Origin of the sequence: Dechloromonas denitrificans, assembly GCF_020510685.1 — a bacterium.
GTDB classification, from domain to species: Bacteria; Pseudomonadota; Gammaproteobacteria; order Burkholderiales; family Rhodocyclaceae; genus Azonexus; species Azonexus denitrificans_A.
In genome coordinates this window covers 3,218,151-3,231,890 of sequence record NZ_CP075185.1, presented here as the reverse complement: position 1 = coordinate 3,231,890, position 13,740 = coordinate 3,218,151, and the positions used below count along the sequence as shown (strand labels likewise).

Genomic DNA, 13,740 nt, shown 5'->3' with positions numbered 1-13,740 from the left:
ATTTGAAGCATTTTTAATCCGTGGCACGGAACCTGCTGAAATTGTACCGAGAGCATCCTCAGCGACGAGTCCAAAATGAACTTCTATAACGAAATGAATGACGCCAGCGGCGGCGTCCGCGCTCATTATCAGGGTTACGATGAATGGCTCAAGGCGACGCCGCCGGAACGTATCGCCCGCAAACGGGCCGAGGCCGATCTGGCTTTTCATCGGGTGGGCATCACGTTTGCGGTTTATGGCGAGGAGGCGGGCAAGGAGCGCTTGATTCCGTTCGACATCATTCCGCGCATCATCCCGTCGGCTGAATGGAAGTCGATGCAGGGCGGCCTGCGCCAGCGCGTCAAGGCGTTGAACATGTTCCTGCACGACGTGTACCACGACCAGGAAATCCTCAAGGCCGGCAAGATTCCGGCCGAACAGGTGCTCAACAATACCCAGTATCGCGCAGTGATGCAGGGCGTCGATCTGCCGGGCCAGATTTACGCGCACATTGCCGGCGTCGATATCGTGCGCGCCGGTGCCGGCGAATGCTATGTGCTGGAAGACAATTTGCGGGTGCCCTCCGGCGTGTCGTACATGCTGGAAGACCGCAAGATGATGATGCGCCTGTTCCCGGAGTTGTTTGCCAAGCACAAGGTGGCGCCGGTCCAGCATTATCCGGACATGCTGCTGGAAAAGCTGCGCGCCGTCGCGCCGAAGGGAGTCAGCGATCCGACGGTTGTCGTGCTGACGCCGGGCGCCTACAACAGCGCCTATTTCGAACATACCTTCCTGGCCCAGCAGATGGGGGTCGAACTGGTCGAGGGCCGCGATCTTTTCGTCAAGGACGAAGTGGTTTACATGCGGACGACGCAGGGTCCGCAACGCGTCGATGTGATCTATCGCCGCATCGACGACGATTTCATGGACCCGCTGGCCTTCCGCCCGGATTCGGCGCTTGGCGTGCCCGGCATCCTGAAAGCCTACCAGGCCGGCAACGTGACGCTATCCAACGCGATCGGTACCGGTGTTGCCGACGACAAGTCGATCTACCCCTACGTGCCGGAGATGATCCGCTTCTATCTCGGCGAAGAGCCGATCCTTAACAATGTGCCGACCTACATGTGCCGCAAGCCCGACGATCTGGCCTATGTGCTGGCGCATCTGCCGGAGCTGGTCGTCAAGGAGGTGCACGGGGCGGGCGGCTACGGCATGCTGGTCGGTCCGGCGTCGACCCGGGAACAGATCGAGCATTTCCGTCAGTTGTTGCTCGCCAAGCCGGATGGCTACATTGCCCAGCCGACGCTGGCGCTCTCCAACTGTCCGACTTTTGTCGAGGAAGGCATCGCGCCGCGTCACCTCGATTTGCGCCCCTTCGTGCTGTCCTCGGGCAAGTGCGTGAACATGGTGCCGGGCGGCCTGACCCGCGTCGCACTGACCAAGGGTTCGCTGGTGGTCAACTCGTCGCAGGGCGGCGGCACCAAGGACACCTGGGTCCTCGAAGACTGATAAGGGAGAGAAAAAATGCTATCGCGTACCGCCGACCACCTTTTCTGGATGTCCCGCTATGTCGAGCGGGCCGAAAACATCGCCCGTCTGCTCGATGTGACCTGGCAAATGTCCCTCGTGCCGCAATCGCTGGAAGCCGCCAACCAGAACTGGAATGCGATCATTGCGCTGAACAGTCTGGAAGAGGCCTATGCCAAGAAATATTCCGAGGTCAATGCTGAAAATGTGCTGCGCTTCATGGTCAGCGACCATGACAATTACGCGTCCATTCACAGCTGTCTGCGCCTGGCGCGGGAGAATGGCCATGCCGTGCGCGGGACGATCACCTCGGAAATGTGGGAAACACTGAATTCGACCTGGCTGGAAGCGCGCGAAAAGAGCTTCGAGCAAATTTCCAATGCCGGTGTCGGCGAGTTCTTCGAATGGGTCAAGATGCGTTCTTCGCTGACGCGCGGGGTGACGATCGGCACGCTGCTCCAGGACAAGGCCTACCATTTCATTCGTCTCGGCACGCTGCTCGAACGGGCCGACAACACGGCGCGCATTCTCGATGTCAAATACCATGTGCTGCGCCCGCAAGGGGACGAAGGGGCGACCGACTTCTACCAGTGGGGGGCCTTGCTGCGTTCGGTTTCGGCCTTCGAGGTCTATCGCAAGGTGTATCGCGATGTGATCACGCCGGAACGGGTGGCCGAGCTGTTGATCCTGCGCAACGACATGCCGCGCTCGCTGCATTTCTGCATGAACGGTGTCATCAAGAACCTCGAACTGATCGCCAACAGCCAGTCCGGCGAAACCCAGCGGCAGGCCGGCCTGCTGCACGCCCAACTGCATTACGGGCGGATCGAGGATATTCTGGCGCACGGCCTGCACCAATGGCTGACCGACTTCATGGACCGCATCTACCTGCTGGGCGATGGCATCAGCAAGGATTTCCTGGTGCCGATGGCCGAAGCCGCTTAAGGGATACCGGATGACTTATTGCGTTGCCATGCGTCTCGACGCCGGGCTGGTTTTTCTCTCCGATTCGCGGACCAATGCCGGGGTCGATCACATCAACACCTTCCGCAAGATGCACGTCTTCGAGAAAGTCGGCGAGCGGGTGCTGGTCCTGATGACCTCCGGCAACCTGTCGATCAGCCAGTCGGTGGTCAACACCCTGCGCGAGAAGATGGCCTCGTCACGCGGCGCCAATCTCAACAAGGTCAAGAACATGTTCGAGGCCGCCAAGCACATCGGCGATTGTCTGCGCGAGGTGCATGGCCGCGACGCGGAAGCGCTGGAGAAATTCGGTGTCGACTTCACTTCGTCGCTGATTCTCGGCGGGCAGATCAAGGGTGAGGAACAGCGGGTCTTCCAGATCTACGCAGCGGGCAATTTCATCGAGGCGACGCGCGAGACGCCGTATTTCCAGATCGGCGAATCGAAATACGGCAAGCCGATCATCGACCGGGTGATCAGCCCCAAAACCTCGCTCGACGAGGCGGCCAAATGCGCCCTGATTTCGATGGACTCGACCATCCGTTCGAACCTTTCGGTCGATCTTCCGCTCGATCTGGTGATCTATGAGCGGGATGGGCTGAAGATCAAGCGCCACGTCAATATCACCCGGGACAGCGCCTACTACGGGCAAATCAGCAAGCAGTGGGGCGAGCATCTGCGCCAGGGGTTTGCCGAGTTGCCGGATCCGGCCTGGGCGTCGCTCTAGCCTTTTCGCCGGCCGGGCGCGCAGCCCCGAACTCCTCTGCGCAAAAGACGAAGCTTGCCGGGCGGGGCTGGTTCTTGTAAAAGTTGAACCTATGCCCGACTCATCTCCTGCCATCAATAGCCATGCCGCAACGCCCGAGGCGGTGGCCGATCATCTTGGCGTCGACCCGGCCTGCGGCTTGAGTGGCGATGCGGCGCTGGCCCGTCGTGCCGAGCATGGTCCGAACCAGCTCGCCGAGAAGCCGCCGCGCCCGGCCTGGCTGAAATTTCTCGATCAGTTCCGCAGCTTTCTCATTCTGGTCCTGCTCGCGGCTGCGGTTCTCGCCGGGGTGGTCGGTGAGATCGAGGATGCGGTGGTGATCGGCATCGTGGTGCTGATCAATGCGCTGATGGGATTTCTTCAGGAACATCGGGCCGAGGCTGCGCTGTCGGCCTTGAAGGGCATGCTGGCGCCGATTGCCCGGGTGCGTCGCGACGGCCTGGCAAACGAGGTCCCGGCGGTCGATCTGGTGCCGGGCGATGTGCTGTTGCTGGAAGCGGGCGACCGCGTTCCGGCCGATGCCCGCATTTTCGTCGCCCATGCGGCCGAAGTCGCCGAAGCGGCGCTCACCGGCGAATCGCACCCGGTGGCCAAAATGCCCGCAGCGGTGGCCGAAAGCGCCATTCTGGCCGAGCGCAGCAACATGGTTTACATGAATACCGTGGTGACGCATGGCCGCCTGGAGGCGCTGGTCGTCGCCACCGGCATGTACACCGAAATGGGCCACCTGGCCGGTCTGCTGGCCGAAACGGCTGAATCGGCGACGCCGCTGCAAATCCAGCTCGACCAACTAGGCAAGCGGCTAGCCGCCATTGCCGGCCTCGTCGTCGGGCTGATTTTCGCGCTCGGCCTGTGGCGCGGCGACGATCTATTGCAGACCGCGATGACCGCCATTGCCCTTGCCGTGGCGGCGATTCCCGAAGGCTTGCCGGCAGTCGTCACGGTTACGCTGGCTCTCGGCATGAACCGGATGGCCGGGCGGCACGCCATCGTCAAGAAGCTGGCCGCCGTCGAAACGCTGGGTTGCACGACGGTGATCTGTTCGGACAAGACCGGGACGCTGACCCTCAACCAGATGACGGCGCGCCAGCTGTTTTTCGCCGGGCGGCGTTTTACGGTGAGCGGCGAGGGCTACGCCGGCGAAGGCGAGATCATTGAGGAAGACGGTGTTCCGCTACCAGATTTGATGCCGCTGTTGGTGCCGGCCGTCCTGTGCGCCGATGCGCGGGTCGATGCGGGCGCCCTGATCGGCGATCCTACCGAGGGGGCGTTGCTGGCCCTGGCGCTCAAGGGCGGCGTCGATCCGCAAGCGCTGAGCGGCGAGCATCCGCGCATTGCCGAGATTCCCTTCGATTCGGCGCACAAGTTCATGGCGACTTTCCATCGCGAAGGCAACGTCGTGCGGATGTGGCTCAAGGGCGCGCCGGATGTCCTGCTCGGGCGGGCCAGCCGGCAGTTTGGACCGGCTGGCGAGACGCCTCTTGATGCCGCTGGGCGGGCCGTTTTCACGGCCGAAAACACCCGCTTTGCCGAGGCGGCGATGCGGGTGCTGGCGGTCGCCGGGCGTAGCATTCCCGCCGCTCAATTCGATCCGGCCGGCGACCTGATGGCCTGGGCCGACGACCTGACGCTGATCGGCCTGGTTGGCATCATCGACCCGGCGCGGCCCGAGGTGAAGCAGGCGATCGAGCTCTGCCAGACGGCCGGCATCGCAGTCAAGATGATCACCGGCGACCACCTGGTCACGGCGGCCAGCATTGCCCGCGAACTCGGCCTGGACGGCGAGGTGCACGCCGGCAGCGATCTGGAAGGTCTGTCTGCCGGGCAGTTGCGCGACATGGTCGAAAGAACCGCGGTCTTCGCCCGCGTCGCACCGGAACACAAGATGCGCATCGTCGATGCCCTGCAGGCCGGCGGCCATGTCGTGGCGATGACCGGCGACGGGGTCAATGATGCGCCGGCCTTGAAGACCGCCGATATCGGCATTGCCATGGGGATCACCGGCACCGAGGTGACCAAGGAGGCGGCGACCATGGTGCTGACCGACGACAACTTCGCCAGCATCGTCGGCGCGGTGAAGGAGGGGCGGACGATCTACGACAACATCGTCAAGTTTGTTCGCTTCCAGTTGTCCACCAATATCGGCGCCATCCTCACCGTGCTCGGCGCGCCGCTGTTCGGTTTTCCGACGCCGTTCACCGCCATCCAGATCCTCTGGGTCAATATCATCATGGATGGGCCGCCGGCCATGAGCCTCGGTCTCGAACCGCCGCGCGACGGGATCATGGAGAGCAAGCCGCGGGCTGCCGATGCGGTCATTCTGCCCGGCGGGCGGCTGCTCAAGATCGCCCTGAGCGGCCTGACCATGGCCGCCGGCACCCTTGGCGCCTACGCCTGGGGGCAGCAGGTCGGGGGCGCGCCCTATGCCATGACGCTGGCTTTCACGACCTTCGTGCTGTTCCAGTTCTTCAATATTTTCAATGCCCGCGCCGAGCGGCGCAGCGCCTTCAACAGCCAGTTCTTTACCAACGGCAAGCTGTGGCTGGCGCTGGCCACGATGCTGCTGCTGCAGGTTCTGGTCGTGCACTGGGCGGCGGCCCAGGCAGTTTTCGATACTGTGCCGCTTGCCCCGAACGACTGGGCCTTGGCGCTGGCCATCGCCTCCAGCGTGCTGGTGCTGGAAGAGTGCCGCAAGCTCGGCCTTCGATTGTTCCGGCCTTAACGGCCGAGCATGCCGCGTTCGCGGATGAAGGCGATCACCGTATCCAGCCCGTCGCCGGTTTTCAGGTTGGTAAAGACAAAGGGCCGCGTGCCGCGCTGGGCCTTGGCGTCGTGCGCCATCACCTCGAGCGAGGCGCCGACCATCGGCGCGAGGTCGATCTTGTTGATGATCAGCAGGTCGGATTTGGTAATGCCGGGGCCGCCCTTGCGCGGGATTTTCTCGCCGGCCGCAACATCGATCACGTAGAGCGTCAGGTCGGATAGCTCCGGCGAGAAGGTGGCGGCCAGATTGTCGCCGCCGGATTCGACGAGGATCAGTTCGACGTCGGGAAAGGCGCGTTGCAGCCGGTCGATCGCTTCGAGATTGATCGATGCATCCTCGCGGATCGCCGTGTGCGGGCAACCGCCGGTCTCGACGCCGATGATCCGCTCCGGTGCGAGGGCCGAATGATTGACCAGGAACTTGGCGTCCTCGGCGGTATAGATGTCGTTGGTGACGACCGCCATGTCGATGCTTTCGCGCAGGGCCTGGCACAGGGCCAGGGTCAGGGCGGTCTTGCCGGAACCGACGGGGCCGCCGATACCGACGCGCAGGGCTTGTTTGTTCATGGTTTTACGATCTGAAGAGACGAGAATATTGGGTTTCGTGACGGGCGCAAGCGATGGCGAACGCCGGCGTGAAATTGGACCATTCGGCTTCCGGTAGTTTCAAGGCCTGGCGCGCGATGGCGGGGATCTCGCCGCCGAGTTGGGCGAGCAGGCGTTGCCCCGAGGCCTGGCCAAGGGGCACGGCTTTCAGTGCGGCCATCACCTGATTTTCCGCCCACGACCATAGATAGGCCGTGACGGCCGCTGGCGGATCGATCTGCCAGTGGGCGGCGATACCGGACCAGCCAGTAGGGAAGGCGATTTCCGGCAATTTCGCCAGGGTGCTGTCGACCAACACCAGCGCCGGGTCGCGCAAATCGCGCACCAGCCGGTTCAGCGAAAAGCCCATCTGGGCCGTTTCGGCGCGCAGTTCGGCCGACTCGCGACTGGCCAGGAATTCCTCGTTGAGGCGGCTGATTTCTTCCGTGTCGCCGGCCGTCCACGCCGCCATCAGCACCGCCACCAGCGGCGCCTCGTAGCGGCCGATGCCGTGCTGCATCAGGTCGGCGATCCACCGGCCGGCGCTCGCTTCGTCGCGGATCACACCGGATTCGACCGCCCACTCCAGGCCCTGCGAATAGGTGTAGGCGCCGACCGGCAGCGCCGGGCTGGCCAACTGTAGCAGGCGGGCGAGTTGCAGGCTGGAATTCACCGCGGCTTGAACTGGTGAATTTTCGGCACCGAGCGGTGCGGGCCGTGGCCGGGGTCGTGCAGGTCGGGGGTGTGATCGGCATCAGTCTCGCCGTGCGGGTGATGACCGCCATGCGCACCATAGGCTCCCGGTTCCGGCTGGAAGGGGGCATTCGTTTCGCTGACCGTACAGCCCAGGCCGCGCACCATCTCGGCCAGCACGTGGTCGGTCTGGAAGCGCAGCCGGCCGCCGTTGTCGCCGGGCAAGATCTGCACCGGCACGTGGCGATTGCCGAGGTGGTAGGCGGCGCGGCCGAACAGCAGCGGCGAGTCGGCAACGGCCTCGATCAGCTTTTCCGGGGCGGCGAGGATTTCGACGACGGTGCTGCCGTTTTCGGCAAGCAGCTTGTCGCCGCCATGCAGGTGATCGCCGCGTTCGAGGAAGATGCCGGCCTCGGCGCCAGAGGCCAGCGTGACCTTGAGGCGGCTGCGCTTGCGTTCGTCGTAGGCGAGGGCCACCGAGTCGGTGGCGGGCTGTTGGGTGCGTTGGTTGAGGATCAGCATGTCAGAACAGGAAGTAACGTTGGGCCAGCGGCAGCTCGGTCGCCGGTTCGCAGACCAGCAGCTCGCCATCGGCGCGCACGGCGTAGGTTTCCGGATCGACGTCGATGACCGGCGTGGCGCCGTTATGCACCATGTCCGACTTCCGCAGCGTGCGCGTGCCGGAGACGGCGACCAGCGGCTTGCTCAGGCCGAGCGCGGCGACGGCCGGGTTGTTGAGCGCCGCCTGCGAAACGAAGGTGACGGAAGTTTTCAGCGCCTTGCCGAAGCTGCCGAACATTGGCCGGTAATGCACTGGCTGCGGGGTTGGGATCGAGGCGTTGGGGTCGCCCATCGCGGCGCCGGCGATCATGCCGCCTTTCAGGATCAACGACGGCTTGACGCCGAAGAAGGCCGGTTTCCACAGCACCAGGTCGGCCAGCTTGCCGACCTCGATCGAGCCGACGGTGTGCGCGATGCCATGGGTCAGCGCCGGGTTGATGGTGTATTTGGCGATGTAGCGCTTGACGCGGAAGTTGTCGTGGCGGGCGCTGTCTTCCTGCAACGGCCCGCGCTGCAGCTTCATCTTGTGCGCTGTCTGCCAGGTGCGAATGATCACTTCGCCGACGCGGCCCATGGCCTGGGAATCGGAGGACATCATCGAGAAGGCGCCGAGGTCGTGCAGGATGTCTTCGGCGGCGATTGTTTCGCGACGGATGCGCGATTCGGCGAAGGCAATGTCCTCGGCGATGGCCGGGTCGAGGTGGTGGCAAACCATCAGCATGTCGAGATGCTCGTCGATGGTATTGACGGTGTAGGGCATGGTCGGGTTGGTCGAGCTGGGCAGCACGTTGGGCAGCCCGGCCGCCTTGATGATGTCCGGCGCATGGCCGCCGCCAGCGCCTTCGGTGTGGAAGGTGTGGATGGTGCGGCCCTTGAAGGCGGCCAGCGTGGTTTCGACGAAGCCGGATTCATTCAGCGTGTCGGAGTGGATGGCGACCTGGACATCCATCTCGTCGGCGACCGTCAGGCAGCAGTCGATGGCGGCCGGTGTCGTGCCCCAGTCTTCGTGCAGCTTGAGACCCATCGCACCAGCTTCGACCTGCTCGCGCAGGGCTGCCGGCAGGCTGGCGTTGCCCTTGCCGAGGAAGCCGAGGTTCATCGGGAAGGCGTCGGCGGCTTCGAGCATGCGGTGGATATGCCACGGCCCCGGCGTGCAGGTCGTGGCAAAGGTGCCGGTGGCCGGACCGGTGCCGCCGCCTATCATGGTCGTCACGCCCGAATACAGCGCCTCGTCGATCTGCTGCGGGCAGATGAAATGGATGTGGCTGTCGATGCCGCCGGCCGTGACGATCATGCCTTCACCGGCGATGACTTCGGTGCCGGGGCCGATGACGATGGACACGCCAGGCTGGATGTCCGGATTGCCGGCCTTGCCGATGGCGGCGATGCGGCCGTCCTTGAGGCCGATGTCGGCCTTGACGATGCCGGTGACGGCATCGACGATCAGCGCGTTGGTGATCACGGTATCGACCGTTTCGGCGGACACGCGCTGGCCCTGGCCCATGCCGTCGCGGATGACCTTGCCGCCGCCGAATTTCACTTCCTCGCCGTAGATCGTGTGGTCCTTTTCGACTTCGATGATCAGTTCGGTATCGGCGAGACGGAGACGGTCGCCGGTGGTCGGGCCGAACATTTCGGCGTAGGCCTGACGGGTGATTTTGTTCGCCATTACAGTGCTCCCTGAATCAGGCCACGGAAACCGTAGACCTTGCGCTCGCCGGCCAAAGCCACCAGTTGCACGGTGCGCGTCTGGCCCGGCTCGAAGCGCACGGCGGTGCCGGCGGCGATGTCGAGGCGGAAGCCGCGTGCGGCTTCACGCGCGAAGCTCAGGGCCGTGTTGGTTTCGGAGAAGTGGTAGTGCGAGCCGACCTGGATCGGCCGGTCGCCGGTATTGGCCACGCTCAGCGTGATCGTCGGGCGGCCGGCATTGAGTTCGAGTTCGCCGGGTTCGGCGAGGAGTTCTCCGGGAATCATGGCTTAGTTCCTAGTAGGTAGTTGTTAGTCGCTAGCTGTTGGTCACCGTCACTATTTGCTAGCGACTAACAACTAACGACTCGCGACTAAACAATGGGGTTATGTACGGTGACCAGCTTGGTGCCGTCGGGGAAGGTCGCTTCGACCTGGATTTCCGGGATCAGCTCGGCGATGCCGTCCATCACGTCCGCCCGGCTCAGCACCTGGGTGCCGGCGTGCATCAGTTCGGCGACGGTCCGGCCATCGCGGGCGCCTTCCATGATGGCGCAGGTAATCAGCGCCACGGCTTCCGGGTAGTTCAGCTTGAGGCCGCGCGCCTTGCGCCGTTCGGCGAGCAGGCCGGCGGTGAAGATCAGCAGCTTGTCTTTTTCGCGGGGAGTGAGTTCCATGAAGTTTCCTCAGGTATTCCAGATTCGGGGGATGATGGCCGGGCGACCGGTGCAAGCCGGGCGCAGGATTTCCCATAGCCGGGCGAACCACAGCCGGGCCGCCTCGCTGCTGTCGCCTAGATAGCGGGCAACGAGCAGGCCGGGCAGGGGGGTCAAGGCATGGCTGGCCCGGTCGTTCGGGGCAATTTCGCGGCAGGCCGCGAGCAGTTCGGGTGTCTGCGGAAAAGCGGCGAGCAGCGTGCCGCAGACGGTGGCGCCGGCCCAGCCGGCCGGGCTGCCGAGCATGGCGTCGTGGCCGGAAAAACCACCGCGCTCGAGCCAGATCGGCTTTTCTTCGCGGTCGATCCGGTAAAACAGGTCGAAACGGCCGTTCTCGAAACGCTCGCCGGCTGCGGCCCGACCCAGGCAGAGAATGTCCCAGCCGATATAGCGGCTGTCGGCGGCGAGTTGAACGCGGGTTTCCATGCGCGCCCTGGCCCCATCAAAGACGATGGTTTCCTGCGGCAACCATTCCAGCGTGGCCCTTTCGGCGACGGTGAAAGCAAGGCGCTGAGCTGCCTCCGCTCCGCCCGAGCGATACCACTTGCCGGCGCCGGGCGTGGTTAGCTGGGCATGGGCGCCTGCTGCGATTTCGGCGGAAATCCGGAGCTGGTCGCCGCCGGCGATGCCGGATGGCGGGTGCAACAAGATGGCCTGGCAGACGGCATCGCCTTCCGGGTACAGCGCCTTCTGCACGCGCAGCGGGCCGAAGTGGCGGTTTTCGCGCAGCACCGTACGTTCGCCCGTGCGGGCGAACCCCAGGTGCAACTCGGCATGCCAGGCGGGCGAAGTGAGCGGAAGGCGGGAAGTCATGGTGGGATTATCGGTGAGGTAGACGGCGCCGGGAATACGCAACTATACGCAGGCGAAATGATCCGGCCGTGCTTGGCAGAGGAGCGGTCGGCTGGCAGGACGTTGAACTTCTTCGAGCAGTGCGCTGTCGACCCAAAAGGAGCCTCGGATCACGAAGTCTGCAGCCTTCAGCGGGTTATGAACATAGGGTATTTATTAAATGCAAAGCTGAAAATTTGCGGTTACCATTCCCATGCTGTATCGATGCAAAAACGCTTGGCATCGCAGCTTGACCATGTGGAGAAAGATGAACCATGCCTTATGACCTTGTTTGGGAACCTGAAGGTGTCCACAAGCGGTTTTCAGGTTTTGTCACGGCCAGACAGTTCATCCAGTCGGTTGAGCAAACCCAGAGGGATTCCCGCTTCGACGAGATTCATTACATCATCAATGATCTTTCGGAAATTACCGGCCATGAACTTTCCGAAGAAGTTCTGACTCATCTGGCAGCCATCAATTACGGGGCATACGCCAGCAATCCCAATTGTCGTATCGTCTATGTGACGACTGAGGACGCCTTGGTCGGGCGCCTGAAGGCCAATCTGGTCTCCGGCGAGATGACCTCGTTTCAAGTCGAAGTGCTGCCCACCGTTACCGATGCACGCGACTGGCTGGATAGTCAGCCCAAACTGCATAACTTGAGTAACGTGATGGGGTTTCGGCTCGGCTGAACCGACCCGGTTGCCCCGTCTTTACTGCCTGACTTCCCGCGTATTGTCCGGTGGCGGAAACTCGCCGCTGCTGCGGAAGGGATTGATGTCCAGCCCGCCGCGCCGGGTATAGCGGGCATAGACCGCCAGCGCCTCGGGGGCGCACTGCCTAGTGATGTCGCAATAGATCCGTTCGACGCACTGTTCGTGAAATTCGTTGTGGCCGCGGAAGGACACGATGTAGCGCAGCAGGCCGGTTCGCTCGATCGGCCGGCCGCGATAACGGATGACGACCATCGCCCAGTCGGGCTGGCCGGTGACCAGGCAGTTCGACTTCAGCAGATGCGAGTACAGCGTTTCCTCGACGATCTCGCCGTCGGCCGCTGTCAGCAATTCCGGTGCCGGCTGGTAGGTGGTGCACGCGATATCCAGATCGTCGAGCAGCACACCTGCCGGATAGGCGACCGTGACTTGCGGACGGCTGCCCAGCGCCTCGACTTTGGCGCCGATTGCCGCTCCGGCGGCAGCCGAAAGATCGCGCCGCAGCGTTGCCTCGACTGCTGCGGCGTCGGCAAACGTGCTCTGATTGAATGAATTCAGGTAGAGCTTGAAGGACTTCGACTCGATCAGGTTCGGACTGTCGGCCGGCACCCGGAAGGTGGCCAGCGCGACGACCGGCTTGCCCTTCGGGTTCAGCCAGGAGACTTCGTAGGCGTTCCACAGGTCTTCGCCGACGAAAGGCAGCGCGGCGGCGTCAATGCCGATTTCGGCCCGCTTGAACGCGCGGGGGATCGGAAAAAGCAGCTCCGGCGCATAGTCGCTGCGATATTCGGTGGCCTTGCCAAGCAGCGAGAGGGCGCTGGGATCGATACTGGATTTCATGGCTGGGGATTTTACCTGCAAGTCGCTTTCGCCAATCGCCGGCGGCGCCCTGCGGAAAATGAAAAAGGCGCGGCAGCCGAAGCTTGCCGCGCCGCTGCGACGCTCGGTACTGACAACTTAGAAGTGGTATTCAGCCCGGATCATCGGGGTCTTGGCGAAGGCGCCATCGCCGGCGGCACCGTTGTGGTCGTTGCCGAACTTGTTCTTCCAGTACTGATAACCAAGGCCGGCCTTGAAAGTGTTCTTGCCGGCGCCGACCAGGCTGCTGAAGTCGTACATCACGGCGAGGTCGATATTGGTTTCCGGCTTGGTGCCGCCGCCGAATTCGTTCTTGCCTTTGGCGGCGATGAAGTTGGCGTAGCCGGTGAAGGAGAGCGGCAACGAACCGATCGGGATGCCCCAGGCCAGGTTCAGCATCGGATGCGGATCGTAGCTGTAGCGGTCCGGGTGGGTGGCCGGGGCATTGCTTTCCCACAGTTGCAGCAGGCTGACGTTGAGGAAGCCCGGGACATCCAGCATCACCGTCGGGCCGGCGACGAGCATGCGCTTCTTCGACTGATAGCTATCGCCGCTCTTGTTGTTGTAGTCGAACCCGGCGGTGAAACCAAAGCCGCGGATCGGGCCGACCGCCAGATCCTTGTTCAGGATCTTGCCGAAATCCAGGGTGTGGCGATAGACGATGTAGAGTTCATGGGCTTCGGTATTGCGGTTCGGCGAATCGTTCTTGTCCGACATCAGCATGTCGGCATTGAAGAAATTGCTGCCGTACTTGTAGCCGCTGGCGTGGCTCAAGTTGAAGATGTTCTTGGAGATATCGCTGGTGTTGAACGGCTCGGCAAACTTGGTACCGTAGCGATAGCCGATCGAGGTGTCGCTCCAGTCGGCAGCCTGGGCAGTCAGACCGGCCGCCATCAGGGCCAGGCCGATGAGCGTGGATTTGCGGGTAAACATAATTGAACCTCCTGTATTGATAAATTTGATTTAGTCGGAGCGGCTGATGCTGCGCAGCTGCATTGAACCGATGGGCAAAATTTATCAGGCCGGACCGCTTTTTCACGGTATATCCAGTATCAGAGAATCGATATAAAGTACCTCTTATATCTCATTGAATATAGAG

General features: G+C 62.9%; 14 protein-coding genes. 5 read left to right on the top strand and 9 right to left on the bottom strand.

Translation table 11 applies throughout. The features are described 5' to 3' along the window. Positions 1-75: 75 nt before the first annotated feature. The 4 genes from KI611_RS15515 to KI611_RS15500 all read left to right on the top strand — a co-directional run bounded on the left by KI611_RS15515 (position 76) and on the right by KI611_RS15500 (position 5,957). Positions 76-1,488: a circularly permuted type 2 ATP-grasp protein gene (locus tag KI611_RS15515; protein ID WP_226416553.1), complete on the top strand. Its 1,413-nt coding sequence runs from the start codon at positions 76-78 to the stop codon at positions 1,486-1,488. A 15-nt stretch (positions 1,489-1,503) separates the two neighbouring features. Further along, entirely contained in the window at positions 1,504-2,451 is a 948-nt protein-coding gene (locus tag KI611_RS15510; RefSeq protein WP_226416552.1) for an alpha-E domain-containing protein, read from the top strand. Positions 2,452-2,461: 10 nt separating this feature from the next. After that, positions 2,462-3,196 carry a proteasome-type protease gene (locus tag KI611_RS15505; protein WP_226416551.1) on the top strand — a complete coding sequence of 245 codons (735 nt, stop codon included), beginning with the start codon at positions 2,462-2,464 and terminating at the stop codon, positions 3,194-3,196. 91 nt (positions 3,197-3,287) lie between these two features. Then, on the top strand, positions 3,288-5,957 hold the full coding sequence (locus tag KI611_RS15500; protein ID WP_226416550.1) for a cation-translocating P-type ATPase: 2,670 nt from the start codon (positions 3,288-3,290) through the stop codon (positions 5,955-5,957). On the opposite strand, the gene ureG is transcribed toward KI611_RS15500, so the two are convergent. From ureG to KI611_RS15465, 7 genes are all read right to left on the bottom strand, one after another. Beyond that, positions 5,954-6,565 (bottom strand): urease accessory protein UreG, encoded by a 612-nt coding sequence (gene ureG, locus KI611_RS15495; protein WP_226416549.1) that lies wholly within the window; start codon positions 6,563-6,565, stop codon positions 5,954-5,956. The genes KI611_RS15500 and ureG overlap by 4 nt on opposite strands. 4 nt (positions 6,566-6,569) lie before the next feature. Beyond that, positions 6,570-7,256 carry an urease accessory protein UreF gene (locus KI611_RS15490; protein WP_226416548.1) on the bottom strand — a complete coding sequence of 229 codons (687 nt, stop codon included), beginning with the start codon at positions 7,254-7,256 and terminating at the stop codon, positions 6,570-6,572. Further along, the gene (gene ureE / locus KI611_RS15485; protein ID WP_226416547.1) at positions 7,253-7,798 is read right to left on the bottom strand and encodes an urease accessory protein UreE; all 546 of its coding nucleotides are present in this window, start codon (positions 7,796-7,798) and stop codon (positions 7,253-7,255) included. The genes KI611_RS15490 and ureE overlap by 4 nt, the downstream gene beginning before the upstream one ends. A gap of 1 nt (position 7,799) precedes the next feature. Further along, positions 7,800-9,506 carry an urease subunit alpha gene (ureC, locus tag KI611_RS15480; RefSeq protein WP_226416546.1) on the bottom strand — a complete coding sequence of 569 codons (1,707 nt, stop codon included), beginning with the start codon at positions 9,504-9,506 and terminating at the stop codon, positions 7,800-7,802. Then, the gene (locus tag KI611_RS15475; RefSeq protein WP_226416545.1) at positions 9,506-9,811 is read right to left on the bottom strand and encodes an urease subunit beta; all 306 of its coding nucleotides are present in this window, start codon (positions 9,809-9,811) and stop codon (positions 9,506-9,508) included. The genes ureC and KI611_RS15475 overlap by 1 nt, the downstream gene beginning before the upstream one ends. Before the next feature lie 86 nt (positions 9,812-9,897). Further along, positions 9,898-10,200 carry an urease subunit gamma gene (gene ureA, locus KI611_RS15470; protein ID WP_226416544.1) on the bottom strand — a complete coding sequence of 101 codons (303 nt, stop codon included), beginning with the start codon at positions 10,198-10,200 and terminating at the stop codon, positions 9,898-9,900. A 9-nt stretch (positions 10,201-10,209) separates the two neighbouring features. Next, entirely contained in the window at positions 10,210-11,052 is an 843-nt protein-coding gene (locus KI611_RS15465) for an urease accessory protein UreD (RefSeq protein ID WP_226416543.1), read from the bottom strand. A 293-nt stretch (positions 11,053-11,345) separates the two neighbouring features. Between KI611_RS15465 and KI611_RS15460 the strand changes: the two genes are divergently transcribed. After that, positions 11,346-11,762, top strand: a complete 417-nt coding sequence (locus tag KI611_RS15460; protein ID WP_226416542.1) for a hypothetical protein — start codon at positions 11,346-11,348, stop codon at positions 11,760-11,762. Between the two features lie 21 nt (positions 11,763-11,783). Here the strand turns inward: KI611_RS15460 and queF are convergent, their stop codons facing one another. After that, positions 11,784-12,623: an NADPH-dependent 7-cyano-7-deazaguanine reductase QueF gene (queF, locus tag KI611_RS15455; protein WP_226416541.1), complete on the bottom strand. Its 840-nt coding sequence runs from the start codon at positions 12,621-12,623 to the stop codon at positions 11,784-11,786. Between the two features lie 117 nt (positions 12,624-12,740). Then, positions 12,741-13,574 (bottom strand): hypothetical protein, encoded by an 834-nt coding sequence (locus KI611_RS15450; RefSeq protein WP_226416540.1) that lies wholly within the window; start codon positions 13,572-13,574, stop codon positions 12,741-12,743. Positions 13,575-13,740 lie beyond the last annotated feature (166 nt).